The sequence below is a fragment of the Dankookia sp. P2 genome, from assembly GCF_050632255.1.
Lineage (GTDB): Bacteria > Pseudomonadota > Alphaproteobacteria > Acetobacterales > Acetobacteraceae > Paracraurococcus.
Map to the genome: position 1 here is coordinate 2,009,982 of NZ_CP192581.1, position 24,669 is coordinate 2,034,650.

Sequence of the window (24,669 nt, forward strand, 5' to 3'; positions counted from 1 at the left end):
ATGGCCCGCGCCCGCACCGCGATCCTGATCTCCGGCCGCGGCTCCAACATGGCGGCGCTGCTGGCGGCCGCGGCGGACCCGGCCTACCCGGCCGAGATCGCCCTGGTGCTGTCGAACCGTGCCGATGCCGCCGGCCTCGGCCACGCGGCGGCGGCGGGCATCCCGACCGCGGTGGTCGAGAGCCGCGCCTATCGCGGCGACCGGCCGGGCTTCGAGGCGGCGATGCAGGCGGAGCTGGCCGAGCATCGCATCGAACTGATCGCCCTGGCAGGCTTCATGCGGGTGCTGACGGCGGAGTTCGTCGGCCGCTGGGACGGAAGGCTGGTCAATATCCATCCCTCCCTGCTGCCGGCCTTCCCGGGGCTCGAGACGCATGAGCGGGCGATCGAGGCCGGCGTCCGGCTGCATGGCTGCACCGTGCACCTGGTCAGCGCCGGGGTGGATGAGGGCCAATCCTCGCCCAGGCGGCGGTGCCGGTGCTGCCGGACGACACGCCGGCCACGCTCGCGGCGCGGGTACTGGCAGAGGAGCACCGGATCTACCCGGCGGCGCTCGGCTGGCTGGCGGCTGGCCGGGTGCGGCTGGACGCCGGCCGCGCGGTGTTGGCAGGGGCGGCCGCGCCGGACGGGGCGCTGCGCAACCCCTTGCCGGAAACGCTGACGCTTCCTACACCGGGGCACCGGATCGCATAGGGACAGCAGCCGTGGCCGAGCAGACGCACTACGAATTTTCGGCGATCGAGGCGAAGGACGTCATCGCCACCCACGAGCGGGGCTGGGAAGGCTTCACCCAGTTCGTGACCTACGGCGTTGTCGCCGTGGTCGTCCTGCTGCTGGCGCTGCTGCTCTTCGTCGCCTGAGGCAGGGGCTGGGCGGCCGCCGCGGCGGCCGCCCGGTCTTGTGCTAGCGCCGGCTGGTCAGCAGGCCGAGTGCATAGCCGATGACGCCGGCGATCAGCAGCGCCACCACCGGCTGCTGCTCGACGCCGCGGCCGACCTGCTGCGCCGCGCCGCGCGCCACGTCCTTGGCCTGGCCATAGGCGTCCTGGGCGCGGCCGGCAATCTCGCGCGCCGCGCCCTCGGCCTGCGTCTTGCTGTCGCCGAGCAGGTCTCCCGCCGCGCCCTGCAGCTTGCCGGCCGCCTGCTTCACGGTGCCGCTGAACCGATCTTCGTCCATCTCGCTCATCTCTCCTTGCCGGTCGCCGGCGCCCGGGCCGTCTGCCCTGGCGCTGGCCTTCGCAGGAGGCGGAGCGCGACGGACGCGCGATCGTTCCCCGGCAGGTGCATCAGTCGAGCGTGGCGCCGGTGGCCTTGACCACGGCGCCCCAGGCGGCGCGCTCGCTGCGGCCGAAGGCGGCCAGCGCCTCGGGCGTCGTCGGCTCGGGCACCGTGCCCTGCTGGCGGACCACCTCGACGAAGGGAGGGGCGGCCATCGCCTCCCGCACCGCCAGATTCAGGCGCTCGAGCAGCGCCGGCGGGGTGCGCGCCGGGGCGTAGATCGCCTTCCAGAGGCCGGAGGTGAGATCGACGCCCATATCCTTCATCAGCGGCGCGCCGGGGATAATCGCGAGCGGCCCGGGCGCCATGACCGCGACGGCGCGGGTGCGGCCGTCCCGCGTCATGCTCTCGGCGCCGCCGGCCGGCAAGGCGAAGCAGTCCACCTGTCCCGCCATGACCGCCTGCATCGCCGGGGCCTGGCTGGTGAAGGGAACGTGCAGCATCTCGACCGCGCGGGCACGGAGCATGCGCTCGGTCGCCAGATGCGGCGTGCTGGCGACGCCCCAGGAGGCATAGGTGAGCCGCCCGGGAGCGGCGCGGGCGGCCTCGATCAGCGCCTCGAAGCTCGACAGCTTCGGCTGGGAGGGGCCGACGACCAGGGCGAAGGGAAATTGGCGACCAGGCTGATCGGCGCGAAATCGGCCTCGGGGTCGTAGGGCAGTTGGCGGTAGACGAAGGGATTGATCGCCTGGGTGTCGACGATCCCCATCCAGAGGGTGGGCCGTCCGGCGCGGCACGGGCGGCATAGGCGGCGCCGAGGCTGCCATTGGCGCCGGGCCTGTTCTCCACCACCACCGCCTGGCCGAGGATGGGGGTGAGCGCCTGCGCCATGGCGCGGCTGACGATGTCGTTCAGGCCGCCCGGGGCATAGCCCGAGATGATGCGGAGCGTCCGGTCGGGATAGGCGGCCAAGGCGGGCGCGGCGAGCGGCAGGGCGGCGAACGTGCCGAGCAGGGCGCGGCGGGTGAAGCGGGTCATGCGGTCTCCTGCGAAGGCTGGGACCGGCGGTTCCTCTCTGGCGAGGGAAAGATGCCCGGGATCGGTACGGAGGGAAACCGGGTGAGGCCGGGGGTTGAGGAATTGAGGCGGTTCAACCCGCGGGAAAATTGAGTTCCGGCGGCGGGTCGGTGGCCGCAAGTCCCTGGCCGGGTAGCCTTTTTCGGCGGCGGGCGCACCGCGCATTTCAGCGTTCAGGGATTGAGGGACCCGCGAGGAAATCGCGGGTTTCGGACAAAGGGCGGTCCGGGCGACTGGCCCGGGGGAAGGGTGCGGATGAACGGTTCAAAGAGCGAGCCGAAAAGAATGATATCCTATATCGTGAGGGGCTCCTTGTCCAGTCGCGTCGGTCATCGGCACCCGCGCAGGGCGGATGCGGGGGCGCCGATACGGGGCGTGTGCCCGGGCGGTCAGCTGCGCCTCAGGGCGTGGCGCCTGGCGTGCGCCGGCAGGGTCGCGCCAGGTCAGTCCATTGCGGCTGTGGGCGGGCAGGCCGTGTTTGGCTTGTAGCCGAGAAGCAGGCTTCCAGGCTTGGCGAAGCGGAAGCGTATTCGTGCTCCCGCCCTGTTTTCCGGCGAGATCTCGACCCGGGGTGGACGCCTCTGTAGCCGTCACCTTACCCGACAGGCGGACCGCTCGACGGGGCAGGTCAAGGCCCGGTTCGCGGGACTGCTGAGACTTGCCGCCGACCCGCCTTGCCCGTGGCGCGCGATCTGCTGGAGTGTGGCCACACCCTGACATGCCCCGATGATGCCTGGATTTCGCGTCCCGGCCTTGTTGGAAACGCGGAGGCGGCGATGCCCCTGAGGGGCCGCTTCAATCGCGCCAACCGCTTGTCGCCAACGATTGCAACAAGCCTCTCCCAACACACGGGAAGCCGGTGGAACGCGCGTTGGAGGGGTGACGGCGCGAGAAAAAGCCGCCCCGTGCTTCCCCGCACCGGGACGGCCGCAACGCCAGTTGGGAATCGTTTCGAGGCGACCGAACGCCCGCCAAACTGCAAGGCTTCCCGTGCGTACAAAGCCTGTAGATCAGGCGGCTTGGTCGGCTATTCCGGTCCGCCTCCGGATCTTTCCCGCCGCGCGCGCACGGCGGGGATTGCACCACGGTGAAATGCTTGGGCAGAGCGTGCAGCCGTCCCGAAGGACCGCTGCCGGGCTCAGCCCATGTAGAAGTTGTCGAAAGTGACGTGATCGCCGTTCAACACCTCGATCTGCAGGTCGTCGATCGCGCCCCAGTCGACATCCACGAGCGTCGGCCCCTGGTTCGTCAGCGTCACGGCGAGTTCGCCAACCAGCTGGCCGTTGTTGTAGCCATGGAAGACGACGTCCTGAGACTCGTTCCAGGCAGAAGCAGCCGAAACCTTATCGAAGATGAAGTCGCTCCCGTCGGTCTTGTGGATGTCGATCGGAGCCGATGCATACGGATTGTAGGCGACGATGCTGCCGGTGACTGCGGCAAGCTTGGCATAGCCGCTATCCTGGTCGTCGTAGGTCGTGCCATCCAGGGCATACATATTGTCGCCCGGCACCTTCCAGTCGAAGCCCATGTAACCGTCCGGAATGGCCCCCTCGCTACCGGTCAGGTCATTGAAGGTGATGGGTCCGTGCTGCACGGGCAGCACATCGGCCAGGGTCTTCATGACCCCATCGACCCGAAGCCGCGCCGATTCAACGCCCGAAAGATCGACATGCAACACGTCGGAAATGAAGTGTCCGGTAGGGTCGCTGCCATGGTCGGCAAGGAAGGTCTTGAGCCGTGCCAGTTCGGTCTTCATCTCGGCGGTGCCGAGCTGGGCCGAATTCAGCGTGATGATCAGCTCGTCGCTACCGGTTCCGCCTTCGATGGTGTCGTACTGTCCAACGCCGAGATCCTTGCCTAGTGTAACGAAGAACTGGTCATTGCCAGCGCCGCCCTGCAGCAGATCGGCGCCGAGGCCGCCATCGAGGCGGTCGGCGGCGGAGCCGCCGATCAGGGTGTCGCTGCCGGCAATGCCGCGCAGCACAGCGGTAGTGTCGAGAGCGGAGGCATCCAGCAGATGGTTGTCTACGGTGCTGGTGAAAACGGTCTGAGCCATTGGTGCTTCCTGTGAAACGGTAGCGCACTGGCTTCTAAGTTTTATTTCATTCCAGGGAATTAAACTGAGAGTTGCATCACATTAAAAACTCAAAATGTTGCAGATTGGCACAAGGGCTGGATGGGCGGAATTTCCTTCACCCCCGCCGCCGTCCGCCGATTTGCCGGCGCACGCCACGCACGGGCGCCTCAGCCCCGTAGCAGGACCACATTCTGGCAGCCAGGCAATGCTTCGACCGATGCCGGCATTACGACGGCAGCTGTGACCGGCCCCCGCGGACTGGTCCGGCGAAGTCCCATGGAGCATCGCTGCCGCACCCCTGCCCTGAGCCGCTGCGCGTCCCGTGACCGCAACGGGTTCTCGGGCGGGCGGTCAGGCAATACCGACATGTCCGCTACCTACCCGTCCCCGACCTGCGGGTCGGTACTCACCGCTGTGCGCGCACCACGATGGGCGCGAGCTCAGCGGCTCGGTCAAGGACGTGAACGCCCGATAGCGCCGCCGCCAGCCTTTCCCGCCGCGTCAGCCCGCAGGCCCGCCGCGACCTGCTATGCCCCCGGGCATGACCTCCCCCGATGCGTTCGAGATCTTCCTCACCACCTTCCCCGGCCTCGAGCCCACCCTCTGCGCCGAGATCCGCGGCAAGGGCTTCCGCCAGCCGAAAGCGGTCCCCGGCGGCGTCACCATCCAGGGCGGCTGGCCGGAGGTCTGGCGCGCCAATCTCTGGGTCCGCGGCGCCGGGCGGGTGCTGGCGCGGATCGACCAGTTCCACGTCACCCATCTCGCCCATCTCGACAGCCGCGCCCGCCAGGTGCCCTGGGCCAGCCTGCTGCGGCCGGACGTCCCGGTCCGGGTGGAGGCGAGCTGCGCGGCGTCCAGGCTCTATCACAGCGGCGCGGTGGAGCAGCGCATCGCCACCGCGATCCGCGAGACGCTGGGCGCGCCGGTCTCCCCCGAGGCCGGCATCACCGTGATGGCGCGGATCGAGCACGACCGCTGCACCGTCAGCCTCGATACCTCGGGGAGCCGCTGCACAAGCGCGGCTACAAGTCCGCCATCAACCCGGCGCCGCTGCGGGAGACCATGGCGTCCCTCTTCCTGTTCCAATGCGGCTATGACGGGCGGGAGCCGGTGCTGGACCCGATGTGCGGCGCCGGCACCTTCGTGATCGAGGCGGCCGAGATCGCCGCCCGGCTCAACCCCGGCCGGCAGCGGCATTTCGCCTTCGAGCAATTCGCCAATTTCGACGCGGAGGCCTGGGCCCGCATGCGCGCTGTGGCCAGCAGCCGCGCCCCGGCGGCGCGATGCTGCGGCAGCGACCGGGATGCCGGGGCGGTGGCGATGAGCCACGCGAATGCGGAACGCGCCGGGGTCGCCGGGCATACCGAGTTCCGCCAGGCGACGATCAGCGACGCGGCGCCGCCGGAGGGCCCGCCCGGGCTGGTGATGGTCAACCCGCCCTATGGCGCGCGGATGGGCGACAAGGCCGCGCTGGTCCCCTTGTACCGGGCGCTGGGCCAAGTGCTGCGGCAGCGGTTTTCGGGGTGGCGCGTGGGCCTGGTGACCAGCGAGCCGAGCCTGGCCCTGGCCACCGCCTTGCCCTTCCTGCGCCCCACCGCCCCGGTCCCGCATGGCGGGTTGCGGGTCTCCCTGTACCGGACAGCCCCGCTGCCCTGACCCGCGGAGAACGGTGAGAGGGTTCGGGGGCCGAGCGCCAGAGGCGTTCGGCCCCCGATGGTCCTTAGCCGACGATCTCGGTCCCGGCGAAGAAGAAGGCGATCTCGGTCGCCGCGTTCTCGGCGCTGTCCGAGCCGTGGACGCTGTTCGCCTCGATGCTCTCGGCGAATTCCTTGCGGATGGTGCCCGGGGCGGCGTTGGCCGGGTTGGTGGCGCCCATGATGTCGCGGTTGCGCTGCACGGCGTTCTCGCCTTCCAGCACCTGCACCACGACCGGGCCGGAGGTCATGAAGGAGACCAGGTCCTTGTAGAAGGGCCGCTCCTTGTGGACGGCGTAGAAGGCGCCGGCCTGGGCGTCCGACAGGTGCAGGCGCTTCTGCGCAACGATGCGCAGGCCGGCTTCCTCGAATTTCGCGTTGATCTTGCCGGTCAGGTTGCGGCGGGTCGCGTCGGGCTTGAGGATGGAGAGGGTGCGCTCGGTGGCCATGGGGGCGTTCCTTTGGGGGTGAATGGGTCGCGGCCGGATAGGCGGGGTCCGGGCCGGATGCAAGCCCAACCCACCGCCCCCGCCCGCGTTGGGCCAGCATGAGCGATGACCGCACCCCGGACGACCTGCCCCCAAGCAGGGCTACATCCCCCGCCCGCCCAGCCAGGCCGATGTCGACCTGGTCAGCGGCCAGCAGGGCATGATCGAGGACGAATGGAGCGGCGAGCCGGCGCCGCCGGAGGGCGCGCCGGCCGACAAGGTCCCGCCCGGCTAGGCCCGCCCATGCCGCAGTAGCGAAGGCGGCCGCCAGGCGGTAGGAGAGGCCGGTCATGACCGTCCTCACCATCCGCGACCTCACGCTCCGCATCGCCGGGCGCGCCCTGCTGGAATCGGCCGACCTGATGGTCGATCCCGGCCGGAAGGTCGGCCTGGTCGGGCGCAACGGGGCCGGCAAGTCCACCCTGCTGAAATGCATCACCGGGGAGCTTCAGCCGGATGGTGGGGAAATCCGCCTCGCCGCCCGGGCCCGCATGGGCCATGTGGCGCAGGAGGCCCCTGGCGGGCCGGAGAGCCTGCTGGAGACGGTGCTGGCGGCGGATACCGAGCGCGCGGCGCTGCTGGCCGAGGCGGAGCACCACCCGGACGGCGCCCGCATGGCCGAGATCCATGAGCGGCTGATCGCCATCAGCGCCGACAGCGCGCCCTCGCGGGCCGCCACCATCCTGGCGGGCCTCGGCTTCGATGCCGCGGCCCAGGCCCGCCCCAGCACCGAGTTCTCCGGCGGCTGGCGGATGCGCGTCGCGCTCGCCCGCGTGCTGTTCCTCGAGCCCGACCTGCTGCTGCTGGACGAGCCGACCAACCATCTCGACCTCGAGGCCACCATGTGGCTGGAAGGCTGGCTGCAGCGCTTCTCCGGCGCCGCCATCGTGGTCAGCCACGACCGCGGGCTGCTGGAGCGCTGCGTCGATGCGATCGCCCATCTGGACCGGGCGAAGCTGACGCTCTACCCCGGTGCCTTCGACAACTTCGTCCGCGTGCGGACCGAACGACAGGCGCAGCAGGCGGCACAGAACGAGAAGCTGGCCGCCGAGCGGGCGCATATCCAGTCCTTCGTCGACCGCTTCCGCGCCAAGGCCAGCAAGGCCCGCCAGGCGCAGTCGCGGATCAAGGCGCTGGAGCGCATGCCGGCGATCGAGAGCGTGGTGGAGGACCATGCGACCCGCTTCGCCTTCCCCGAACCCGCCGAGCTCGCCCCGCCGGTGCTGTCGATCTCGGGCGGCAGCATCGGCTACGACAAGCGGGTGGTCCTCAAGGGGCTCGACCTGCGGCTCGACCAGGACGACCGCATCGCGCTGCTCGGCGCCAACGGCAACGGCAAGTCGACGCTGGCGAAGCTCTTCGCCGGGCGGCTGCCGCTGATGTCCGGCACGCAGTTCCGCTCGCCCAAGCTGAAGGTCGGCTACTTCGCCCAGCACCAGACCGACGAGCTCGACATGGACGGCACCCCGCTCTCGCACATGCAGGCGGCGCTGCCGAACGCGACGGTCGCGCAGTGCCGGTCCCAGCTCGCCCGCTTCGGGCTCGACGTCGAGCGCGCGACGACGAGGATCTCGGCCTGCTCGGGCGGCGAGAAGGCGCGGCTGCTGCTGGCGCTGTGCACCCGGGAAGCGCCGCAGCTGCTGATCCTCGACGAGCCGACCAACCACCTCGACATCGATGCGCGCGACGCGCTGGTGAAGGCGCTGGCCGACTACAACGGCGCCGTCATCCTGATCAGCCACGACCCGCATCTGGTGGAGCTGGTGGCCGACCGGCTCTGGCTGGTGGGCGATGGCAAGGTCACCAATTTCGACGGCGACCTCGACGACTACCGGGCGCTGCTGGGCGGCGGCAACCGCCGCGGCGCGCGCCAGGAACCGGGCGGCGCGCCGAAGCAGAACGAGCGCCGCGGCAAGGCGGAAAGCCGGCAGGCCCTAGCCCCGCTGCGCGAGCGCGCGAAGCAGATCGAGGCGCAGATGGCCAAGCTGGAGGAGGAGGCGGCGACGATCGATGCGGCGCTCGCCGATCCGCGCCTCTATGCCAACAACAAGACCGATTTGGTCAACCGCGCCACCACGCGCCGCGCGGTGATCGCCAAGATCCTGCCGACGCTCGAGACCGAGTGGCTGGAGTTGCAGGAGAAGCTGGAAGCGGCCTGAGCGGCGGCCGGCTCACGCCCGCTCCACCGCCGTCAGCCAGCAGCCCGGCCGCGCGGTGTGGATGTTGACGAACCGCGTGCGCGGGTCGTCGAGCGCTCGGGCCAGCAGCGGCGCCGCGTCGCGGCCCTCGCTCACCGCGCCCAGGTCATAGAGGCACAGCTCCGCCGCGTCGTAGCTGCGGACGGAGACCAGGCCGTTGGCCAGCACCGTCGGGGCGATCGTGTCGTCCAGGTCGAAGCGCGCGCAGTCGCGCGCATGGAGGAAGACCGGGCTCGGCGTCCAGTAGACGCCGCGCGGATGCGGCAGGTCGTAGCTGCCGAGCAGCATGGCCTCGCCCGCCTCGGCCAGTTGCAGGCAATGCCGGCAGGGGAAGCCCGGCCCGTCCGCCACGCGGCGGTGCAGCGGCTGGCCGCGATCGTCCCGGCCGGTGGCGCGCCAGCGCGCGGCGGTCGCGGTGGCGAGCGGAACACAGCGAAAGCGGGGCATGGCGGGCTCCTCGGCGATGGCTGCGCCAGGCTGGCCCTGCAACGGTGCCTTCGCCATCCGCGCGTTGCGCCGGCATGCGCAGCCGCTATGCGCAAAGCGCATGCGAAGCCGCCATCCATGCGGCAAATCACGGGCATCCATTGTCGGCATTGGGCAGCGGCCGGCCGGGGGACCATCTTCCGCTGCAACGGGACGACGCCTCGTCGTTCACCGCTACAAAGGACACTAATCATGATCCGCACCCTGCTTCTCGCTTCCACCCTCGCCCTCGGCACCGCCGGTGCCGCCCTGGCCGAAGGGCCGCACATCGTCGGCGGCGGCCGCGACCAGACCGTGGTCTACGACGCGCCGGGCGGGAATGTCGTCGGCGGCGGCTATGCCCGGATCACCGGCGAGGCGGGCAACCGCACCATGGCCTACGGCGGCACGCCGCAGACCCAGGCGTCGAGCGGCCTGCTCGCCGAGATCACCGGCGAGGCCAACAACCGCCGCGTGACCTATCGCCAGGGGAACGCCGCCCCGTCGGGCGTCGCCGCCATCCGCTCCTCGCAGTCGGGCAGCTGACGCCGGCTGGACGGGGCCGGGCAGCCGATGCCCGGCCGCTGACCCGCGGGGCGGGGCGGGACACCGCCCCGCCCCGCGTCATGTCTTGCGCTTCGGGCCTGGGCGCGCGGCTGCTCAGTTCAGCTTGAGGCCAAGCCGCTGGATCATCGCCCGGTCCTCCTCGACCTGCTGTCGGACGAAGGCTTGGTAGTCGGCGGTGTTCTTGTACATCAGCGGCATGTCGAAGCGGTCCAGCACCGCCAGATGCGCCGGGTCGTCCAGCGCCGCCTTGAAGGCGTCGTGCACCACCTTCACCACGCCGGGGTCCATGCCCTTCGGCCCGCCGATCCCGTAGGGCGAGGCGCTGACGATGTCGATGCCGACCTCGCGCAGGGTCGGCGCGTCGGGGAAGCGCTTGGCCCGCTGCTCGCCCCAGGTGACCAGCAGCCGGCACTTGCCGTCCTCGACCAGCTGCGACCAGCCGCTGCTGTCCGCCAGCACGTCGGTGGTGCCGCCGAGCAGCGCGTTCATGTTCTCGGCGAAGCCGCGGAAGGGCACATGGGTCCAGTCGAGCCCCCGCTCGGCGGCGATGCGCTCCATCGTCAGGTGCAGGGAGGTGCCGATGCCCGGCGTGCCGTAATTGATCTTGCCCGGATCCCGCTTCGCATCGTCCAGCAGCTCCTGGAAGGTCTTCCAGGGCGCGTCGGCGCGGACCACCACGCCGAACAGGTAGCCGCAGAGATGGATGATGTAGGTGAAATCGGTCACCGGGTCGTACATCGGCCGGCTCGACATCAGCGGCGTGCGGAAGACGCTGACCGGCATCTGCCCGAGCGTATAGCCGTCCGGCTTGTCGGTCAGCATGGCCTGGGCGCCGAGGATGCCGCCCGCGCCCGACTTGTTGTCGATGATCACCGGCTGGCCCATGCGGCGGGAGGCGGCGTCGCAGAGCGCGCGCATCTGCACGTCGGTGGTGCCGCCGGCGCCCCAGGGCACGTACATGCGGATCGGCCGCGCCGGGAAGGCGGGCTGGGCGATGGCGGGGGCGGCCAGCGTCGCGGCGCCGAGCGCCAGCGCGGCGCGGCGGCCGATAAAACGGATCATGGCAATTATCTCCCGGAGCTGCGGCCCGGGTTAGCCGAGGCGGCGCCCCGCGCCAACCGCGGGCGGCGGCACCGGCAGCGGTGCCGCGCAGGCTTGTGACCCGGCCCTGTACCCGCAGCACCGGATTCCGACCTGCGGCCCGATGGGCGAAGGCACCGATGCGGCGAAGCCAAGCCGCGCCGGTCGGGGCACGGCCGCGACCGGCGCCAGGCGTCCGACGCACATGAAGGTGGAACCTTCCTGCGCCGGGTATCAGTCGATCCGCAGCCCGAGCTTGCGGATGATCGCCGTCTCCTCGCCGGAGATCTTGCGGGCGAAGGCGGCATAGTCGGCGCTGCCCATGTAGCGCAGCGGCATGTCGTAGCGCTCCAGCGTCGCCAGGTGCTGCGGGTCGAACAGCGCCTCCTTGAAGGCGTCGTGCAATACCCGGACCACGCCGGGGTCCATCCCCCTCGGCCCGGCCAGGCCATAGGGGCTGTCGGCGACGATGTCGATGCCGACCTCGCGCAGCGTCGGCACCTCGGGGAAGCGCTTCGTGCGCTCGGCGGTCCAGACCACCAGCAGGCGCAGCTTGCCGTCATCGACCAGCGGCGCCCAGCCGGTGCTGTCGGTATTCGCCACCACCGCGCCGGACAGCACCGCCTGGATGTTGTCGGCACCGCCCTTGAAGGGCACGTGCAGCCACTCGATCCCGAGCTGCTCGGCGATGCGTTCCATGGTGATGTGCAGCGTGCTGCCGACGCCGGGCGTGCCGTAGGTCACCTTGCCCGGGTTGGCCTTCGCGTAGGCGACGAATTCCTGCCAGGTCTTCCAGGGCTGGTCGGCCCGCACCACCACGCCGAAGGTGTAGCCGGTCAGGTGGATGATCCAGCTGAAATCGGCCAGCGGGTCGAAGGTCGGCCGGCGTGACATGGCCGGCAGGCGGAAGACGCTGATCGGCATCTGCCCGATCAGGTAGCCGTCGCCGCTGCGTTCCTGCGACATCGCCAGCGCGCCGAGCGTGCCGGTGGCGCCGGCCTTGTTCTCGACCAGCACGGTCTGGCCCAGCTTCCGCGTCGCCAGCTCGGACAGCACCCGCAATTCGGTGTCAGAGGAGCCGCCGGGCAGCCAGGGGACGATCATGCGGATCGGCCGGTTGGGGAAGCCGGCCTGGGCCAGGGCAGGCGTTGTAAGGGCGGGCGTGGCAATGGCGGCGGCGCCGAGCGCGAGCGCGCTGCGGCGGCCGATGATCGAACTCATTCCTGCGGTTCCTCCGGGCTTTGGCCGGAGACTGCGCAACCCCGCAGGATAGCGCAACCGCCCCAGGACATGCCGAGCCGGCGACCTGCGTCCCCAGCGCCTCCACCTGGGCCGCCCGCGGGCTACAGCGCGCGGAAGAAGTACTCGCCCAGCGTCTTGAAGCCGATCCGGAACAGCAGGACCGTGTTCGCCGGATAGAGCGTCTGGGTCGTCGGATCCTGGGCGAAGCGCTTGATGAAGCGCCCCTCGAGGATGAAGCACTCGTCCTCGTAGCCGGCGAAGCCCTGCATCAGCACCCAGCGGCCGATGCCGAGGTCGTACTTGGCCGAGAAGCCGGCGCGCCAGAAGTCGTTGATCTTGCCGGCGATGCCGGCCGAGACCTCGTCGCGCGAACGCGGCGGTGTCAGGTAGGGCAAGGGCACCGAATAGAGGTAGCCGGCCGAATAGGTGATCCCCCGGCCGTCACGTTGGCCACGGTGTCCACGAGTTGCCGGTTCAGCGGCTGGTCGCCGTTGGTGCGCACCCGGCCGATGGTCTCGAGCCAGGGCACCGGTGCCACCCGCAGCCGCGCGACATAGGCGGAGGCGCGCTTGTCGAGGCCGGAGCCGGCATAGGGGTTCTCGGACTTGAAATCGTCATCGAAGCGGTACGACCTCCCGACCAGCCCCTCGATTTGGCCGCCGTTCGGGAAATCCCAGGCGCTGCGCAGCGCAGTGTCGACTCGGCTGCCGCCTTCCTGCCGGTCGCGCCCGGTGAAGCGGTTCAGCGCGAACAGGTTGGCGTCGGTGAACTCGAAGTCGACGCTGTCCTCGTTCGGCACGCTGCGCTGCGGCCCCATGCGCGGGCCGGTGACGAACTGCACGCGCGGCTCGATCGTCTGGCTGCCATACTCGCCGGCGTAGCGGATGAAGGGCATGCGCCAGTCGACCGCGGCGCGGATATTGCCGACGCCGCGCGTGCCGTTGGCATCCGGCAGGTTGGTCGGCGGCTCCTGCTGCCCCTTGGCGTTGTAGCCGATCGCCGTGGCGTCGGCCTTGAAGGTCCAGAGGCCGCCCATGGGGTCGATCTCAGGCCGCTCCCAGCGGGCACGGGTGGCGAGGCGCTGCGACTGGCTGCCGATGTCGCGGTAGATGCCGAGCAGACCGGCATCCAGCGTCAGGTTGCCGCCGAGCACCTTCTCGCGCGGCGCGCGCTCCGCGTAGATGTTCGGCAGAACATAGGGCACCTGCCGCGTGTCGTCCGAGGTGCGCAGCCCCTGGTAGGCGCGGGCGTCCATCCGGACATAGCCTTCGGTGCCCCAGAAGCCTTCGGTATAGACTTGGCTGGTCAGCACCCGGCGGTATTCGTAGCGGAAGGTGCGGAGATAGATCTCGCTGCTGGCGCGGTTCAGGTCGAAGCCGGCGCGCCAGTTCTCGTCGACCGTGAAGCGGCCCTTCAGGAAGATGTGGCCGGCCAGTTCCTCCTTGCCGCCGGTATCCTTGCCGTTCAGCCCGCCGATTGAGGCGCTGCCGAGGATCTCGCCGGAATTGAACATCTTCCGGTATTCGAGCCCGAGATTGGGCAGCTGCCGGGTGGAGACGATCGGCGTGATCGTCAGGTCGGAGGTCTGGTCGATCGCCCAGAAGTAGGGCGTCTCGAAGAAGCCGCCGAGGAAGCGGGTATAGCCCAAGGTCGGGAACAGGAAGCCCGAGGCCCGCGGGGTCGAGGGATCCGGGTGCGACAGGTAGGGCGTGTAGAGCACGGGCACGCCGAACATCCGCACCGTGGCGTCGCGGTAGGAGATCCGCAGCGCGTCCTTGTCCTGCGTCGCCCGCCGCGCCTGCACGGTCCAGAGCGGCGCCGCGGTCGGGTCGTCCTTGCAGAGGTCGCAGGAGGTGTAGACCACGCGCGACAGCTCGTTCACCGTGCCGCCGGTGCGCTGCGCGCCGTTCGCCGCCATCTTGCCGTTCGCCGCCAGCAGGGCGCGGACGCCTTCCAGCACGCCGTCGCGGAAGCGGTCCTTCAGCTCGGCCCGGTCGGCGAAGAGCACGGTGCCATCGGCTTCCAGCAGCTGCACGTTGCCGGTCGCGGTGGCGATGCCGGTGTTGCGGTCGTAGGTGAACTGGTCGGCGCGCAGCAGCCGCTCTCCCTGCCAGGCCTCGACCTTGCCGCGGGCTGTCACCAGCCCCCTCTCGCGGTCGTACTCGACCTCGTCCGCGGTGAAGGTCACCGGCGCATTGGGATCCTGCTGCGCCCCGCCGCCGCCCAGCCCGGCGAAGGGGGTGATGCGCTGGCCGCCGCCCGCCCCGCCGGGCGCCAGGTTGCCGCCGAGCGGCGTCGGGTCGCGCGGCGTCACGCTCGGCGCATCCATCTGCGCCGCAGCCAGGCCAGGGAGGCCAGCAACCAGGCCGGCCAACAGGGCGACGAAAGCGTGGCGGGCGACGCTCATCCGTCCTCCAGGTACATGGTTATCCGTCCTCCAGGTGGAGGAGCAGGGCGAGGGCCAGCAGCAGCCCGGCGATGGTCGGCGCCCAGGCGGCGAGCTCCACCGGCAGGGTGCCGGCCTCGCCGAATTCGCTGGTGATCTTGTCGAGCACGAAGAGCGCGAAGCCGGCGGCGACGCCGGCGCCGATCATCTGCGCCACGCCGCCGCGGCGGGAGGTGCGCATGGAGAAGCCGGCCGCCAGCAGCGCCATGGCGGCGGCCAGCACCGGCAGGGCCAGCAGGCTCTGGAAATGCAGCTGGTGCCGCACGGCGGAGAAGCCGGCGGCTTCCAGCACCGCGATGAAGCCGGGCAGCGCCCAGAAGGACAGCGTGTCGGGCGAGGCGAAGCTGTTCTCGATCCGGTCGGGCGTCAGGTCGGTGGGGAAGTAGAGCAGCGCGCGCGGCCCGGCGCTGCGGTCGGCGTTGAAGGTGACGCTGTCCTCGAGCGCCCAGCGGCCGGGCAGCAGCCGGGCCCGCGGCGCCTCGATCCGCTGCAGCGGCCGGTCGTTGGCGGCCAGCCGCCAGAGGCTGACATCGGTCAGGGTGAAGTCGCCCGGCCGCTCCCCGGCTTCGCCGCCAGCGGCCGGCCGGACAGGATGGCGACGCCCTGCGGGTCCAGCTCCCGGTCCGCCTGGCGCAGCCAGAGCCGTCCCCCGGCGATGGCGGTCAGCCCGGCGCTGGCGCGGAGATAGGCGTAGTCCAGCCGTTCGGCCCGGGCGAGCATGACCGAGGAGAGCGGCGAGACCGCGACGGTGCCGATCACGCCGAAGAGCAGCGCGACCACCAGCGGGCCCGAGAGGAACCCCCAGACCGAGATCCCGGCGGCCCGCGCCACCACCAGCTCCGAGGAGCGGGTCAGCCGCCAGAAGGCCAGGATGCCGCCCAGCAGGATGGCGAAGGGCAGGATCTGCAGCGCGACGAAGGGCAGCCGGAGGCCGGCGATGCTGGCGACCAGGGCGAAGCCGGCATCGGCGCGGGTCGCGGCGCGGCGCAGCAGCTCGATGAAGTCGAACAGCGCCACCAGCAGGGTCAGCCCGGCCAGCATGGCGAAGGTCGCCGCCAGGAAGCGCCGGGCGACATAGAGGGTGAGCGTGGTGGCGAGCGTCATGCCGGGTTCGCCCGGGCGGGGTTCGCTTCCGGGGGCCTCGGCCGGCGCCACTGCGGCAGGCCGGGCAGGCCGCTGATCGCCCAGGCGGCGACCAGGCCGGGCAGCAGCGCATTCACCCAGATCAACGGGATCATGGCATTCTGCCTCGCCGCCAGGTTGTTGGTCATCAGCCCCACCGCCAGCAGCGCCACCACCACCAGGATGCCGGTGAACAGGCGCAGCCCGCCGCCATGCCGGCGGAACTGCCCGGTCAGCGCGGTGGCCAGCGCCACCAGCCCGAAGCCGATGGCGTTCAGCGGCGAGGCGAGGCGCTGGTGCGCCTCCGCCTTGAAGCGGCGCAGGTCGCGGTCGGGAACATGGTCGGCCGGGTCGGGGCGCAGCAGCTCGTCGATGGTCCGCTCCTGGGCGTTGCGGTAGCGCTCGCCGCCCTCGCCGCCGACGCCCCGGCTGGTCCGGGCCAGGTCGATGCTGTTCTCGGTGAAGGACAGCACCGAAAGGCGGGTGCTGGCCGGGGTGCCGGGCGGGCTGCCGGGCGGTGGGGGCACGCGTTCCACCTGCTGCCGCTCGCCGTTCTCGAGCGTCACGCGCGGGCCGTTCGGGCCGGGGGTGATGCGGCCGGCCTCGGCCAGGATGGTGACCGGGGCGCCGCGCTCCCGCGCGTCATGCACCAGGATGCCGCGCAGCGTGCCGTCGCGGTCGCGGTAGCGGGCATAGACGGTCAGGTCGTCGCCGACCGAGCTGAACACGCCTTCCTGCACCAGGATGGCAGCGAGCTGGTTACGGATCTCGTACTGCCAGGCACGGAAGGCGAACTGGCTGGCCGGGACGAGCCAGAGGTTGAGCCCGTAGCAAAGGATGACCGAGATCGCCGCGAGGCCGAGGCGCCGGCCGGGCCAGCCGCCACTGCGACAGGCCGGCGGCGCGCATCACCACCAATTCGCGGTCGGCCGAGAGCCGGACATAGACAAAGAGGATCACCACGAAGGTGGTGATCGGCAGGATGACGGCGAAGAAGCTTGGCAGCAGCAGGCCGGTCAACTCGATAAAAACCAGGAACGACAGCCCGCGGTCGAGCACCAATTCGATGAAGCGCAGCGACTGGGTCAGCCAGACCAGCGCCGCGAGCCCGATGGTCACGGCGAGGAGAGCGGCGGCCAGCTGGCGGAAGATGTAACTGTCGAGCCGGGTCATTGGGTTGCGGGCACCCTAGCGGCGGCGGGGGGATGGGGAAAGCGCCGGCAAGCAGCGCCGTTGCGCCGATGCCGCAGGTGTGGCCGCAGCGCCGAAGGCGGGCGAGGCGCGCAGGATCAGCCGGGCGGGAAGAAGCCGGCCGGATCGAGCGTCAATCCGGGCGGGTCCGGCACGGGCACGCCGTCATGCGGGATCCGGGTGGCGATGCCTCCGTCCGCGGCACGGGCATGGTGAACGACGCTCCGCTTCCGCGTCCGCAGGATCAGGTGATGCCGCACCGACGGAATACGGAAACAACCGCCAAGCATGTCGCCGGCATCGATGGCCGGGGCGAGGCATTCATCCGCGGCCATGCGATTCTGCGGGACTGCGTTCAAGGCACCGGCCTTCCGCCAGCCACTACGGGCAGCCGTCGCCGCTAGGGCAGCACCTTGCCCGGGTTCATCAGGCCCTGCGGGTCGACCGCCGCCTTGATCCGCTGCATCAGGTCCAACTCCGCCCCGCCGCGCCAGTCCGGCATCATGTCGGTCTTGAGCCTGCCGATCCCGTGCTCGGCCGAGAAGCTGCCGCCGAGGTCGCGGACGACCTCGTTCACCGTCTCCATGATGTCGTGGCTGCGGGCGAGGAACGCGGCCGCGTCCATGCCGACCGGCTGCTCCAGGTTCATGTGGATGTTGCCATCGCCCATATGGCCGAAGGGCACCGGCCGGACCCCGGGGATCAGCCGGGCGCAGGCCTCCGACGACCGCCGTATCAGCTCCGGGGTCTTCGAGACCGGGACGGAGACGTCGTTCTTCACGCTCGCCCCCTCGCGCTTCTGCGCCTCCGGGTGCTCCTCGCGGATGCGCCAGAGCGCGGCGCGCTGCGCCTCGCTCTCGCCGATCGCGGCGTCGAGCACCTCGCCCGCCTCCATCGCCTCCTCCAGCACCGCCTCGAGCAGGGCGCGGAGCCCGGCATCGGGGCGGGAGGAAGCGAGGTCCACCAGCACGTAATGGGCATGGCCGGGCAGCGGCACGCTGCCGCCCTCGATATGCCTGGCGTAGAAGCCGACGCCCTCGCCCGACATGTATTCGAAGGCGCGCACCGCGCCCTCGTCGCGATCGCGGAAGCGGCGGAACAGCGCCAGCGCCGCGTCCTCGTCCCGCATGGCGCAGAAGCCGACCTCGGATCTCGCGCGGCCGGGGGAAGAGGCGGAGGACCGCGGCGGTGATGAAGCCCAGTGTTCCCTCGGCCCCGACGAACAGATGCCGCAGCGCGTAGCCGGTATTGTCCTTCCGGAGCCGCCGGAGGCCGTTCCAGACCTGGCCGTCCGGCAGCACGACCTCGAGTCCCAGCATCAGGTCGCGGGCATTGCCGTAGCGGACAGTGGTATTGCCGCCGGCATTGGTCGAGAGCACGCCGCCGATCGTCGCCGTCCCCTCGGCGCCGAGCGAGAGAGGAAACAGGCACCCGGCGCCGGCCGCGGCATCCTGCGCCGCCTTCAGCACGAGGCCGGCCTCGGCGGTCATGGTCATGTCGAGCGGGTCGATGTCGCGGACCCGGTTCAGCCGGGCGAGCGAGACGACGACCTGCCTGCCGCCCTCGTCCGGCGTGGCGCCGCCGACCATCGAGGTATTGCCGCCCTGGGGCACCAGCGGCGTCCCAGCCGCGGCGCAGAGCCTTACGGCCTCGGCCAGCTCGGCGACCGAGCCGGGGCGGACCACGCAGGGGGTGCGGCCGCGATAGAGCGCACGCCAATCGGCCAGGTGCGGCGCGAGGTCGGCGGGATCGGTCAGCAGGCCGCGCGGCCCGAGCAGGGCAGAGAGGCGATCGAGCAGGGGGCGGAAAGCGGCTGGTCGTCGGGCATGGGCGGACACTCATGCGGAAGACGCCCGCGGTCAATTGCGTTCGGCGCAGGCGTGACTCGCGCGCCTCAATCGGCCATAGCCGCGCAATGGTCCGCCGCGCGCCAATCCTCCGGCTCGTGCTCGCCCTGCTGCTGTCGTTGCAGTGGGGGGTGGCCTTCGCCCATTGCCTGGCGCCGCTTGCCGCCGCCGGCGGCCATTCGATCGAGATCTGCGGCACCGAGGGCATCCGCACCCTGGTGATCGGCGAGGATGGCCGGCCCCGGGGGAGCCCGGATCGCCGGCGGCCGCGGCGCATGACAGCTGCCCGCTCTGCCCCGGCAGCGCCGCCCCGGGGCCGGCGGCACCCGCGGTCGCGGCCCTGCCCGTCCGCTACTTCGCCGCCGGCCTCGCGCCCCGCCCGGCCGGCCTGCCGCCCGCCCCGGCCCGGGCGCCGCCGCAACAGCCGCGCGCCCCGCCCTTCGCCTGACGCCTGCCCGCCACGCCGCCCCGCGGCCTGGCCTACCCCCGTCAGGAGATCACCATGCCAGCCCAATCGCGCGCCCCCGGCGGGGCGCTGCTGCTCGCCCTGCTGCCCGCCGCGGCACTTGCCCAGGCGCCGGACGCCATCCTGCCGGAGCTGACCGTGGTCGGCCGGGCGCCCGGCTCGCTCACCGTCCCGACGGTCGCCGAGCAGCGGAAGCAGGTGGAGCAGACCCCCGCCGCCGCCCGCTTCATCGACGCGGAGGAATTCCGGAACCGCCGCGCCTTCACCCTGCGTGACGTGCTGGCCGATACGCCCGGCCTCTTCGTCCAGGACCGCTACGGGCAGGAGCTGCGGCTCTCGGTGCGCGGCAGCGGCATCGCCCGCGGCTTCCACCTGCGCGGGCTCGAGGTGCTGCAGGACGGCATCCCGGTGAACCTGGCCGATGGCAGCGGCGACTTCTACCAGATCGACCCGCTGGCGCTGCGCAGCGCCACGGTCCTGCCCGGCGGCAATGCGCTGGCCTATGGCGCCTCGACGCTCGGCGGCGCGATCAACTTCACCACGCCGACCGCCCATACCGCGGAGGCGCCGAACATCCTCCGCGCCGAGGGAGGGGTCTGGGGGACCTGGCGGCTCTCCGGACAGCTGTCGCGGGTCTTCGGCGAGGCGGATGCGCTGGCCAATTTCTCCCACTTCTCGACCGATGGCTGGCGGCAGCACAGCCGCGGCAGCTACGACCAGTTCAACGGCAATGTCGGCTACCGCCTCTCCGATGCCGTGGAGACGCGATTCTATGCCGGGATCTACGACACGCGGCAGCTGCTGCCGGGCACGCTGACGCTGAACCAGGCGCTGAACACCCCCGCATGGCCAGCGCGGCGGCGCTGGCGGGCAACCAGGCCCGCGACGTCCAGGTGGAGCGCTTCGCCAACCGCACCACGGTGCGGCTCGATGCCGGGCAGATCGACCTGGACAGCTGGATCATCCACAAGTCGCTCTACCACCCGATCTTCCAGGTGATCGACCAGGACGGGCTGACCTGGGGCCTGGCGCCGCGCTGGACCAGCGGCTTCCTGATCGGCGGGCTGCGCAACGACCTGGTGGTCGGCGGCCGCTATTTCGCCGGCAGCAACGATGCCCTGCAATACGTCAACAACCGCGGCTCGCGCGGGGCGCTGACCGCCAATGGCGTGCAGCGCGCGCAGAACTACGAGGCCTTCCTCGAAAACCGGCTCTGGCTGCTGCCCGACCTCGCCCTGGTCGCCGGCGCCAAGGCGCTGCGGGACGAACGCGACTACGAGAACCGGCTGACCGGGCAGCGCTACAGCCGGACCTATGACGGGCTGAACCCGAAGCTCGGCCTGCTCTGGCAGCCGCGGCCGGAGGTGCAGGTCTTCACCAACGTCACCCGCAGCCAGGACGTGCCCGACTTCTCCGACCAGCTGCAGACGGTGGCCAACCAGCCGGTCTGGGTGCCGCTGCAGGCGCAGCGGGCCTGGACGGTCGAGCTCGGCAGCCGCGGCCGGTTCGAGCGCGGCGGCTGGGACCTGACGCTGTTCCGCAGCACCCTGCGCGGCCAGTTGCTGCAATACACGGTCGATCCCTCCATCCCCGCCAGCACCTTCAATGCCGGCACCACGGTGAACCAGGGCGTCGAGCTCGCCGGGCGCTACGACCTGTGGCAGGGGCTGCTGGCGCCGGAGGACCGGCTGACCCTGGGCCAGGTCTGGACCTTCAACGACTTCCGCTTCCGCGCCGACCGGCAATATGGCGACAACCGCATCGCCGGCCTGCCGCCGCATGTGCTGCGGACCACCCTCGCCTATGCCCAGGCCGAACGCTTCTTCGTCCGCCCGGCGCTGGACTGGGTGCCGCAGGGCGCCTGGGCCGACTATGCCAATACCCTCCGCGCCAACAGCTACATCAAGCTGGGGCTGGAGGCGGGGGTGACGGTCGGGCCGGGCGTCTCGGTGTTCCTCGACGCGCGGAACCTCACCAACAAGCGCTACGTGTCGGACCTCGGCACCATCACCGATGCCAGCAAGGCTTCGACCGCGGTCTTCTATCCGGGCGAGGGCCGCAGCCTCTATCTCGGTACCCGGATCAGCTTCTGAAACAAATACGGCATCTTGTGGCGGCCGGGGGGTTCGCTAGGCAAAAGCGCAAGGGCCGGCTGCCGCGCCGGACCCAAGGGCAATGCCCCGCCTGGCCGCCATGCGGTCCACTCGCATGGCGGCGGCCGGGGAGGATGCATGCTGACACTGCTCGCCTATGGCATGGTGCTGGTCTTCATGGCGCTGATCATGACGGACCGGCTCTCGGCGCTGCTGGCGCTGATCCTGGTGCCGATCGCCTTCGCCCTGATCGGCGGCTTCGCCGGCACCATGGGGCCGATGATGATCGCCGGCATCCGCAACCTGGCGCCGACCGGCGTGCTGCTGCTGTTTGCCATCCTGTATTTCGGCATCATGATCGATGCCGGGCTGTTCGACCCGGTGGCGCGCACCGTGCTGCGGCTGGTCAAGGGCGACCCGGTGCAGAATCATGATCGGCACCACCGTGCTGGCCTCGATCGTCTCGCTCGATGGCGACAGTTCGACCTCCTACATCATCACGACAACGGCGATGCTGCCGCTGTTCCGCCGGCTCGGGATGAACCCGCTCTACGCCGCCTGCGTCATCATGCTGGCGGCCGGCAACATGAACCTGACGCCCTGGGGCGGCCCGACCGCGCGCGCCGCCAGCGCGCTGCATGTCGACGTCAACACGCTCTTCGTGCCGCTGATCCCGACCATGCTCGCCTGCTTCGGCTTCGCCGTCTTCGTCGCCTGGGTGCTCGGCCGGCGGGAACGCGCGCGGATCGGCGTCGCCGACCTGCCCGGGCTCGACGACGTCGCCGCCCCGACCGGCGGCATGGTCGACACGGTGGCGCCGCTGCCGCCCGAGCGCCGGCCCCACCTGCTCTACGTCAACCTCGGCCTGACCGTGGCGCTGATGGCCTGCCTGCTGCTCGGCGTGCTGCCGCTGCCGGTACTGTTCATGATCGGCTTCGCCATCGCCATAGTTATCAACTACCCCGAGCTGGCGGAGCAGAAGCGCCGCATCGCCGCGCATGCGCCGAACGTGCTGGCCGTCGTCTCGCTCATCTTCGCCGCAGGCGTCTTCACCGGCATCCTCTCGGGCACCGGCATGGTGGACGCCATGGCCAAGAGCGTCACCGCCATCATCCCGGAAGGCGGCGGGCAGTTCATCCCGCTGATCACCGCGCTGGTCAGCCTGCCCTTCACCTTCCTCATCTCGAACGACGCCTTCTACTTCGGCATCCTGCCGATCCTGGCCGAGGCCGGCGCCGCCTATGGCCACAGCGCCGAGGCGATCGGCCGGGCCTCCTCGTCGGCCAGCAGGTGCACCTGCTGAGCCCGCTCGTGGCCTCCACCTACCTGCTGGTCGGGCTCTGCGAGATCGACTTCGGCGCGCACCAGCGCTTCACCCTGCCCTGGGCGCTCGGCATGGCCGTGGTGATGCTGGGGGCCGGGGTGCTGGTCGGGGCGATCCCGCTGTTCTGAGGGAAAGGAAAACCGGGGAGAAGGGTTTCCCCCGAGCCCCCTCATCCAGCTTTTCCGGGTTGGCTGCCGCGCTGCGGCAGCGCCGTACCTACCGCAGCAGGATCGACCCGAGCACCCCGCCGCCCATCAGCACCCAGAGCGGGCTGTAACTGGTCCGCCAGACGAAGACGCTCGACACCGCCACCACCACCAGCGGCAGCAGGCCGAACTGGCTGGACGCCTCGGCCATCACCAGCCCCGCCGCCAGCAGCAACCCGACCGCGATCGGCACCAGCCCGCCCTGCGCCGGCTTCAGCCAGGGCGCGCCGCGCAGCCGCTGCACCAACCCGGCCATGATCCAGGCCAGCACCGCCGACGGCAGCAGCATCCCCACCGTCGCCATCGCCATGCCGCCGGCGCCGCCGATCCGCCAGCCCATGACGCTAGCGACCAGGATGTTCAGCCCCGGCGCCGCCTGGGCGAGCGCGTAGAGTTGGGCGAAGGTCGCGTCGTCCAGCCAGCCATGCAGTTCCACAAGCTGCCGGTGCATCTCCGGCAGCACCGCATTGGCGCCGCCGACCGCGACGAGCGAGAGGATCCCAAAGGTGACGAGGATCTGCAGCAGCAGGGTCATCGGGAGGTCTCGCTGCGCAGGATCAGCCCGGCCCGCCAGAGCGAGGCGGCGATCGAGAGCGGCGCCAGGGCCAGCACGATCAGCGGCAGCGGCAGCCGCAGCCAGGCGGCGGCGAAGGCGGCCAGCACCAACAGCAGGATCGCCTCCGGGGCAAGCTTGAGCTTTCCCACCATCTTGAGCGCCGTGCCGATCACCATCCCGGCCGCCGCCGCGGCGATCCCGGCCATCACCGGCGCCACCGCCGGCAGTTGCCCATAGCGGTCGTAGAGCAGGCAGAGCGCGATCAGGATCAGCAGCGGCGCGCAGTAGATGCCGGCGGTCGCCAGCAGTGCGCCGGGCAGGCCGTGAAAGCGCCGGCCGATCATCACCGCCGCATTGCCCACATTGGGTCCCGGCAGCACCTGGCCGAGGCCGAGCACTTCGGCGTATTCGCGCTCGGTCAGCCAGCGGCGTTCCTCGACGATGACGCGGCGGGCCCAGGCGGCGACGCCGCCGAAGCCGAACATGCCGATCTTCAGGTAGCCGATGAAGAGGTCGCGGCGGGTGGGGACAAGCGTGGGCGGCGGGGCTTCGGGCAAAACGGCTCTCTCCGGGACGCCCGCATGCTCGCCGGAAAGCCCCGGGGCGGCAACGCCCCGGAGGCGGTATCCTGGCAGGCCGGTTCAGCCCTCAGCCGCGCCCCATCGCCGGCCCGTGCGGGTCGTTCGCCACCCGCCGCAGCCGCCAGCCGAGGCCGATCATCAGCACCCCCGCCACCATCGCCTCGATGCCGACGATCCAGATCAGCGCGACCAGACCAGGGCCGGGATCCAGCAGCAGCCAGAAGCCGAAGAACACCGTGATGGCGCCGAACAGGCCCATGATGATGCTGCCCAGACGGAAGGCCATGATCAGCCGGAAGATGCCGATCGCGATGCTCCAGAAGCTGGTCACGTAGACCAGCGTCAGCGCCGAGAGCCCGGGCGCCAGCAGCAGGATGGCAGCCGCCGCGAGGGAGACGATGCCGTCAACCCAGAACCAGATGCCGTGCCGCTCGGGCGGGCCCTTGACCGCCTGGTAGAGGGTCGAGACGCCGTCGATCGCCATCCAGGCAGCCAGCATCCCGAGGATGAAGGCGAGCCCCAGCCCCGGCGCCAGGAAGGCGACCAGGCCGAACAGGATCGCCACCACCCCGCGCAGGATGAAGACCCACCAGCCGCGCGCCATCAGGCGGACCAGGGGGAAATGGCCGGTCAGGCTCGGAGGGGTCGGTTGGGTGCCGGACATGCGCGGCTCTCCTCTGCGATGCACCTTAGCTAGGCACGTCCGCGCCGGGCCGCCAAGCGGCAGCGGGTG

24 protein-coding genes and 5 pseudogenes are annotated in these 24,669 nt (G+C 70.9%); 9 read left to right on the top strand and 20 right to left on the bottom strand.

Annotation, left to right across the window (positions count from 1 at the left end):
- Window positions 1-692 (top strand): annotated as a pseudogene (gene purN / locus ACQ86J_RS11920) (phosphoribosylglycinamide formyltransferase).
- An 11-nt stretch (window positions 693-703) separates the two neighbouring features.
- On the top strand, window positions 704-859 hold the full coding sequence (locus tag ACQ86J_RS11925) for an aa3-type cytochrome c oxidase subunit IV (RefSeq protein WP_431271261.1): 156 nt from the start codon (window positions 704-706) through the stop codon (window positions 857-859).
- A 43-nt stretch (window positions 860-902) separates the two neighbouring features.
- On the opposite strand, the gene ACQ86J_RS11930 is transcribed toward ACQ86J_RS11925, so the two are convergent.
- The 4 genes and pseudogenes from ACQ86J_RS11930 to ACQ86J_RS11945 all read right to left on the bottom strand — a co-directional run bounded on the left by ACQ86J_RS11930 (window position 903) and on the right by ACQ86J_RS11945 (window position 4,349).
- Entirely contained in the window at window positions 903-1,175 is a 273-nt protein-coding gene (locus ACQ86J_RS11930; RefSeq protein ID WP_431271262.1) for a CsbD family protein, read from the bottom strand.
- 109 nt (window positions 1,176-1,284) lie between these two features.
- Window positions 1,285-2,013: a Bug family tripartite tricarboxylate transporter substrate binding protein gene (locus tag ACQ86J_RS11935; RefSeq protein ID WP_431271263.1), complete on the bottom strand. Its 729-nt coding sequence runs from the start codon at window positions 2,011-2,013 to the stop codon at window positions 1,285-1,287.
- A gap of 37 nt (window positions 2,014-2,050) precedes the next feature.
- A pseudogene (locus ACQ86J_RS11940) lies at window positions 2,051-2,458 on the bottom strand (hypothetical protein); the annotation flags it as partial.
- A 973-nt stretch (window positions 2,459-3,431) separates the two neighbouring features.
- On the bottom strand, window positions 3,432-4,349 hold the full coding sequence (locus ACQ86J_RS11945) for a hypothetical protein (RefSeq protein ID WP_431271264.1): 918 nt from the start codon (window positions 4,347-4,349) through the stop codon (window positions 3,432-3,434).
- A gap of 562 nt (window positions 4,350-4,911) precedes the next feature.
- Here ACQ86J_RS11945 and ACQ86J_RS11950 point away from each other — a divergent pair.
- Window positions 4,912-6,026 (top strand): annotated as a pseudogene (locus ACQ86J_RS11950) (THUMP domain-containing class I SAM-dependent RNA methyltransferase).
- A 64-nt stretch (window positions 6,027-6,090) separates the two neighbouring features.
- On the opposite strand, the gene ndk reads toward ACQ86J_RS11950, so the two are convergent.
- Complete coding sequence (ndk, locus tag ACQ86J_RS11955) at window positions 6,091-6,513, bottom strand: nucleoside-diphosphate kinase (RefSeq protein WP_133288971.1); 423 nt, start codon at window positions 6,511-6,513, stop codon at window positions 6,091-6,093.
- A 329-nt stretch (window positions 6,514-6,842) separates the two neighbouring features.
- Here ndk and ACQ86J_RS11960 point away from each other — a divergent pair, with 329 nt between their 5' ends.
- Window positions 6,843-8,711, top strand: coding sequence for an ABC-F family ATP-binding cassette domain-containing protein (locus ACQ86J_RS11960; protein WP_431271265.1), 1,869 nt, complete (start codon window positions 6,843-6,845; stop codon window positions 8,709-8,711).
- 12 nt (window positions 8,712-8,723) lie between these two features.
- Here ACQ86J_RS11960 and ACQ86J_RS11965 read toward each other — a convergent pair whose 3' ends face one another.
- Window positions 8,724-9,197 carry a DUF1203 domain-containing protein gene (locus ACQ86J_RS11965; RefSeq protein WP_431271266.1) on the bottom strand — a complete coding sequence of 158 codons (474 nt, stop codon included), beginning with the start codon at window positions 9,195-9,197 and terminating at the stop codon, window positions 8,724-8,726.
- Window positions 9,198-9,428: 231 nt separating this feature from the next.
- Here ACQ86J_RS11965 and ACQ86J_RS11970 point away from each other — a divergent pair, with 231 nt between their 5' ends.
- The gene (locus ACQ86J_RS11970) at window positions 9,429-9,761 is read left to right on the top strand and encodes a hypothetical protein (protein ID WP_431271267.1); all 333 of its coding nucleotides are present in this window, start codon (window positions 9,429-9,431) and stop codon (window positions 9,759-9,761) included.
- Window positions 9,762-9,875: 114 nt separating this feature from the next.
- Here ACQ86J_RS11970 and ACQ86J_RS11975 read toward each other — a convergent pair whose 3' ends face one another.
- The 10 genes and pseudogenes from ACQ86J_RS11975 to ACQ86J_RS12020 all read right to left on the bottom strand — a co-directional run.
- Window positions 9,876-10,844: a tripartite tricarboxylate transporter substrate binding protein gene (locus ACQ86J_RS11975; protein ID WP_431271268.1), complete on the bottom strand. Its 969-nt coding sequence runs from the start codon at window positions 10,842-10,844 to the stop codon at window positions 9,876-9,878.
- A gap of 252 nt (window positions 10,845-11,096) precedes the next feature.
- Entirely contained in the window at window positions 11,097-12,083 is a 987-nt protein-coding gene (locus ACQ86J_RS11980) for a tripartite tricarboxylate transporter substrate binding protein (protein WP_431271269.1), read from the bottom strand.
- Between the two features lie 122 nt (window positions 12,084-12,205).
- Entirely contained in the window at window positions 12,206-12,505 is a 300-nt protein-coding gene (locus ACQ86J_RS11985; RefSeq protein WP_431271270.1) for a hypothetical protein, read from the bottom strand.
- Window positions 12,487-14,511, bottom strand: coding sequence for an LPS-assembly protein LptD (locus ACQ86J_RS11990; protein ID WP_431271271.1), 2,025 nt, complete (start codon window positions 14,509-14,511; stop codon window positions 12,487-12,489). Before ACQ86J_RS11990 ends, ACQ86J_RS11985 begins: the two co-directional genes overlap by 19 nt.
- 19 nt (window positions 14,512-14,530) lie before the next feature.
- Window positions 14,531-15,654: pseudogene (gene lptG, locus ACQ86J_RS11995) on the bottom strand (LPS export ABC transporter permease LptG).
- Window positions 15,651-16,520, bottom strand: a complete 870-nt coding sequence (locus ACQ86J_RS12000) for an LptF/LptG family permease (protein WP_431272382.1) — start codon at window positions 16,518-16,520, stop codon at window positions 15,651-15,653. The pseudogene lptG and the gene ACQ86J_RS12000 overlap by 4 nt, the downstream one beginning before the upstream one ends.
- A complete protein-coding gene (locus ACQ86J_RS12005; RefSeq protein ID WP_431271272.1) occupies window positions 16,432-16,845 on the bottom strand; it encodes an LptF/LptG family permease in 414 nt (137 codons plus the stop codon). Before ACQ86J_RS12005 ends, ACQ86J_RS12000 begins: the two co-directional genes overlap by 89 nt.
- Before the next feature lie 116 nt (window positions 16,846-16,961).
- Entirely contained in the window at window positions 16,962-17,198 is a 237-nt protein-coding gene (locus tag ACQ86J_RS12010; RefSeq protein WP_431272825.1) for a hypothetical protein, read from the bottom strand.
- A 65-nt stretch (window positions 17,199-17,263) separates the two neighbouring features.
- The gene (locus ACQ86J_RS12015; protein ID WP_431271273.1) at window positions 17,264-17,992 is read right to left on the bottom strand and encodes an FAD-binding oxidoreductase; all 729 of its coding nucleotides are present in this window, start codon (window positions 17,990-17,992) and stop codon (window positions 17,264-17,266) included.
- A gap of 208 nt (window positions 17,993-18,200) precedes the next feature.
- Window positions 18,201-18,701 (bottom strand): annotated as a pseudogene (locus ACQ86J_RS12020) (FAD-binding oxidoreductase); the annotation flags it as partial.
- Window positions 18,702-19,212: 511 nt separating this feature from the next.
- On the opposite strand from ACQ86J_RS12020, the gene ACQ86J_RS12025 reads away from it, so the two are divergent.
- Window positions 19,213-20,175: a TonB-dependent receptor plug domain-containing protein gene (locus tag ACQ86J_RS12025; protein ID WP_431271274.1), complete on the top strand. Its 963-nt coding sequence runs from the start codon at window positions 19,213-19,215 to the stop codon at window positions 20,173-20,175.
- An 80-nt stretch (window positions 20,176-20,255) separates the two neighbouring features.
- A complete protein-coding gene (locus ACQ86J_RS12030) occupies window positions 20,256-21,269 on the top strand; it encodes a TonB-dependent receptor domain-containing protein (RefSeq protein ID WP_431272383.1) in 1,014 nt (337 codons plus the stop codon).
- Window positions 21,270-21,305: 36 nt separating this feature from the next.
- Here the strand turns inward: ACQ86J_RS12030 and ACQ86J_RS12035 are convergent, their stop codons facing one another.
- Window positions 21,306-21,713, bottom strand: coding sequence for a hypothetical protein (locus ACQ86J_RS12035; RefSeq protein WP_431271275.1), 408 nt, complete (start codon window positions 21,711-21,713; stop codon window positions 21,306-21,308).
- Here ACQ86J_RS12035 and ACQ86J_RS12040 point away from each other — a divergent pair.
- Both ACQ86J_RS12040 and ACQ86J_RS12045 read left to right on the top strand, forming a co-directional pair.
- Window positions 21,700-22,572, top strand: coding sequence for a citrate:proton symporter (locus tag ACQ86J_RS12040; RefSeq protein WP_431271276.1), 873 nt, complete (start codon window positions 21,700-21,702; stop codon window positions 22,570-22,572). The two genes, ACQ86J_RS12035 and ACQ86J_RS12040, sit on opposite strands and share 14 nt — an antisense overlap.
- Before the next feature lie 8 nt (window positions 22,573-22,580).
- Window positions 22,581-22,721, top strand: coding sequence for a hypothetical protein (locus ACQ86J_RS12045; protein ID WP_431271277.1), 141 nt, complete (start codon window positions 22,581-22,583; stop codon window positions 22,719-22,721).
- Window positions 22,722-22,809: 88 nt separating this feature from the next.
- Here ACQ86J_RS12045 and ACQ86J_RS12050 read toward each other — a convergent pair whose 3' ends face one another.
- From ACQ86J_RS12050 to ACQ86J_RS12060, 3 genes are all read right to left on the bottom strand, one after another.
- A complete protein-coding gene (locus tag ACQ86J_RS12050) occupies window positions 22,810-23,334 on the bottom strand; it encodes a chromate transporter (RefSeq protein ID WP_431271278.1) in 525 nt (174 codons plus the stop codon).
- Entirely contained in the window at window positions 23,331-23,912 is a 582-nt protein-coding gene (locus ACQ86J_RS12055; RefSeq protein ID WP_431271279.1) for a chromate transporter, read from the bottom strand. The genes ACQ86J_RS12050 and ACQ86J_RS12055 overlap by 4 nt, the downstream gene beginning before the upstream one ends.
- 91 nt (window positions 23,913-24,003) lie before the next feature.
- A complete protein-coding gene (locus ACQ86J_RS12060) occupies window positions 24,004-24,600 on the bottom strand; it encodes an HdeD family acid-resistance protein (RefSeq protein WP_431271280.1) in 597 nt (198 codons plus the stop codon).
- Window positions 24,601-24,669: the final 69 nt, after the last annotated feature.

Coding starts and splice junctions, on each gene's coding strand:
- ACQ86J_RS11930 (WP_431271262.1), bottom strand. CDS start 1,175: ATGGACGAAGATCGGTTCAGCGGCACCGTGAAGCAGGCGGCCGGCAAG.
- ACQ86J_RS11945 (WP_431271264.1), bottom strand. CDS start 4,349: ATGGCTCAGACCGTTTTCACCAGCACCGTAGACAACCATCTGCTGGAT.
- ndk (WP_133288971.1), bottom strand. CDS start 6,513: ATGGCCACCGAGCGCACCCTCTCCATCCTCAAGCCCGACGCGACCCGC.
- ACQ86J_RS11960 (WP_431271265.1), top strand. CDS start 6,843: ATGACCGTCCTCACCATCCGCGACCTCACGCTCCGCATCGCCGGGCGC.
- ACQ86J_RS11965 (WP_431271266.1), bottom strand. CDS start 9,197: ATGCCCCGCTTTCGCTGTGTTCCGCTCGCCACCGCGACCGCCGCGCGC.
- ACQ86J_RS11970 (WP_431271267.1), top strand. CDS start 9,429: ATGATCCGCACCCTGCTTCTCGCTTCCACCCTCGCCCTCGGCACCGCC.
- ACQ86J_RS11975 (WP_431271268.1), bottom strand. CDS start 10,844: ATGATCCGTTTTATCGGCCGCCGCGCCGCGCTGGCGCTCGGCGCCGCG.
- ACQ86J_RS11980 (WP_431271269.1), bottom strand. CDS start 12,083: ATGAGTTCGATCATCGGCCGCCGCAGCGCGCTCGCGCTCGGCGCCGCC.
- ACQ86J_RS11990 (WP_431271271.1), bottom strand. CDS start 14,511: ATGAGCGTCGCCCGCCACGCTTTCGTCGCCCTGTTGGCCGGCCTGGTT.
- ACQ86J_RS12005 (WP_431271272.1), bottom strand. CDS start 16,845: ATGACCCGGCTCGACAGTTACATCTTCCGCCAGCTGGCCGCCGCTCTC.
- ACQ86J_RS12010 (WP_431272825.1), bottom strand. CDS start 17,198: ATGGCCGCGGATGAATGCCTCGCCCCGGCCATCGATGCCGGCGACATG.
- ACQ86J_RS12015 (WP_431271273.1), bottom strand. CDS start 17,992: ATGCGGGACGAGGACGCGGCGCTGGCGCTGTTCCGCCGCTTCCGCGAT.
- ACQ86J_RS12025 (WP_431271274.1), top strand. CDS start 19,213: ATGCCAGCCCAATCGCGCGCCCCCGGCGGGGCGCTGCTGCTCGCCCTG.
- ACQ86J_RS12040 (WP_431271276.1), top strand. CDS start 21,700: ATGATCGGCACCACCGTGCTGGCCTCGATCGTCTCGCTCGATGGCGAC.
- ACQ86J_RS12050 (WP_431271278.1), bottom strand. CDS start 23,334: ATGACCCTGCTGCTGCAGATCCTCGTCACCTTTGGGATCCTCTCGCTC.
- ACQ86J_RS12060 (WP_431271280.1), bottom strand. CDS start 24,600: ATGTCCGGCACCCAACCGACCCCTCCGAGCCTGACCGGCCATTTCCCC.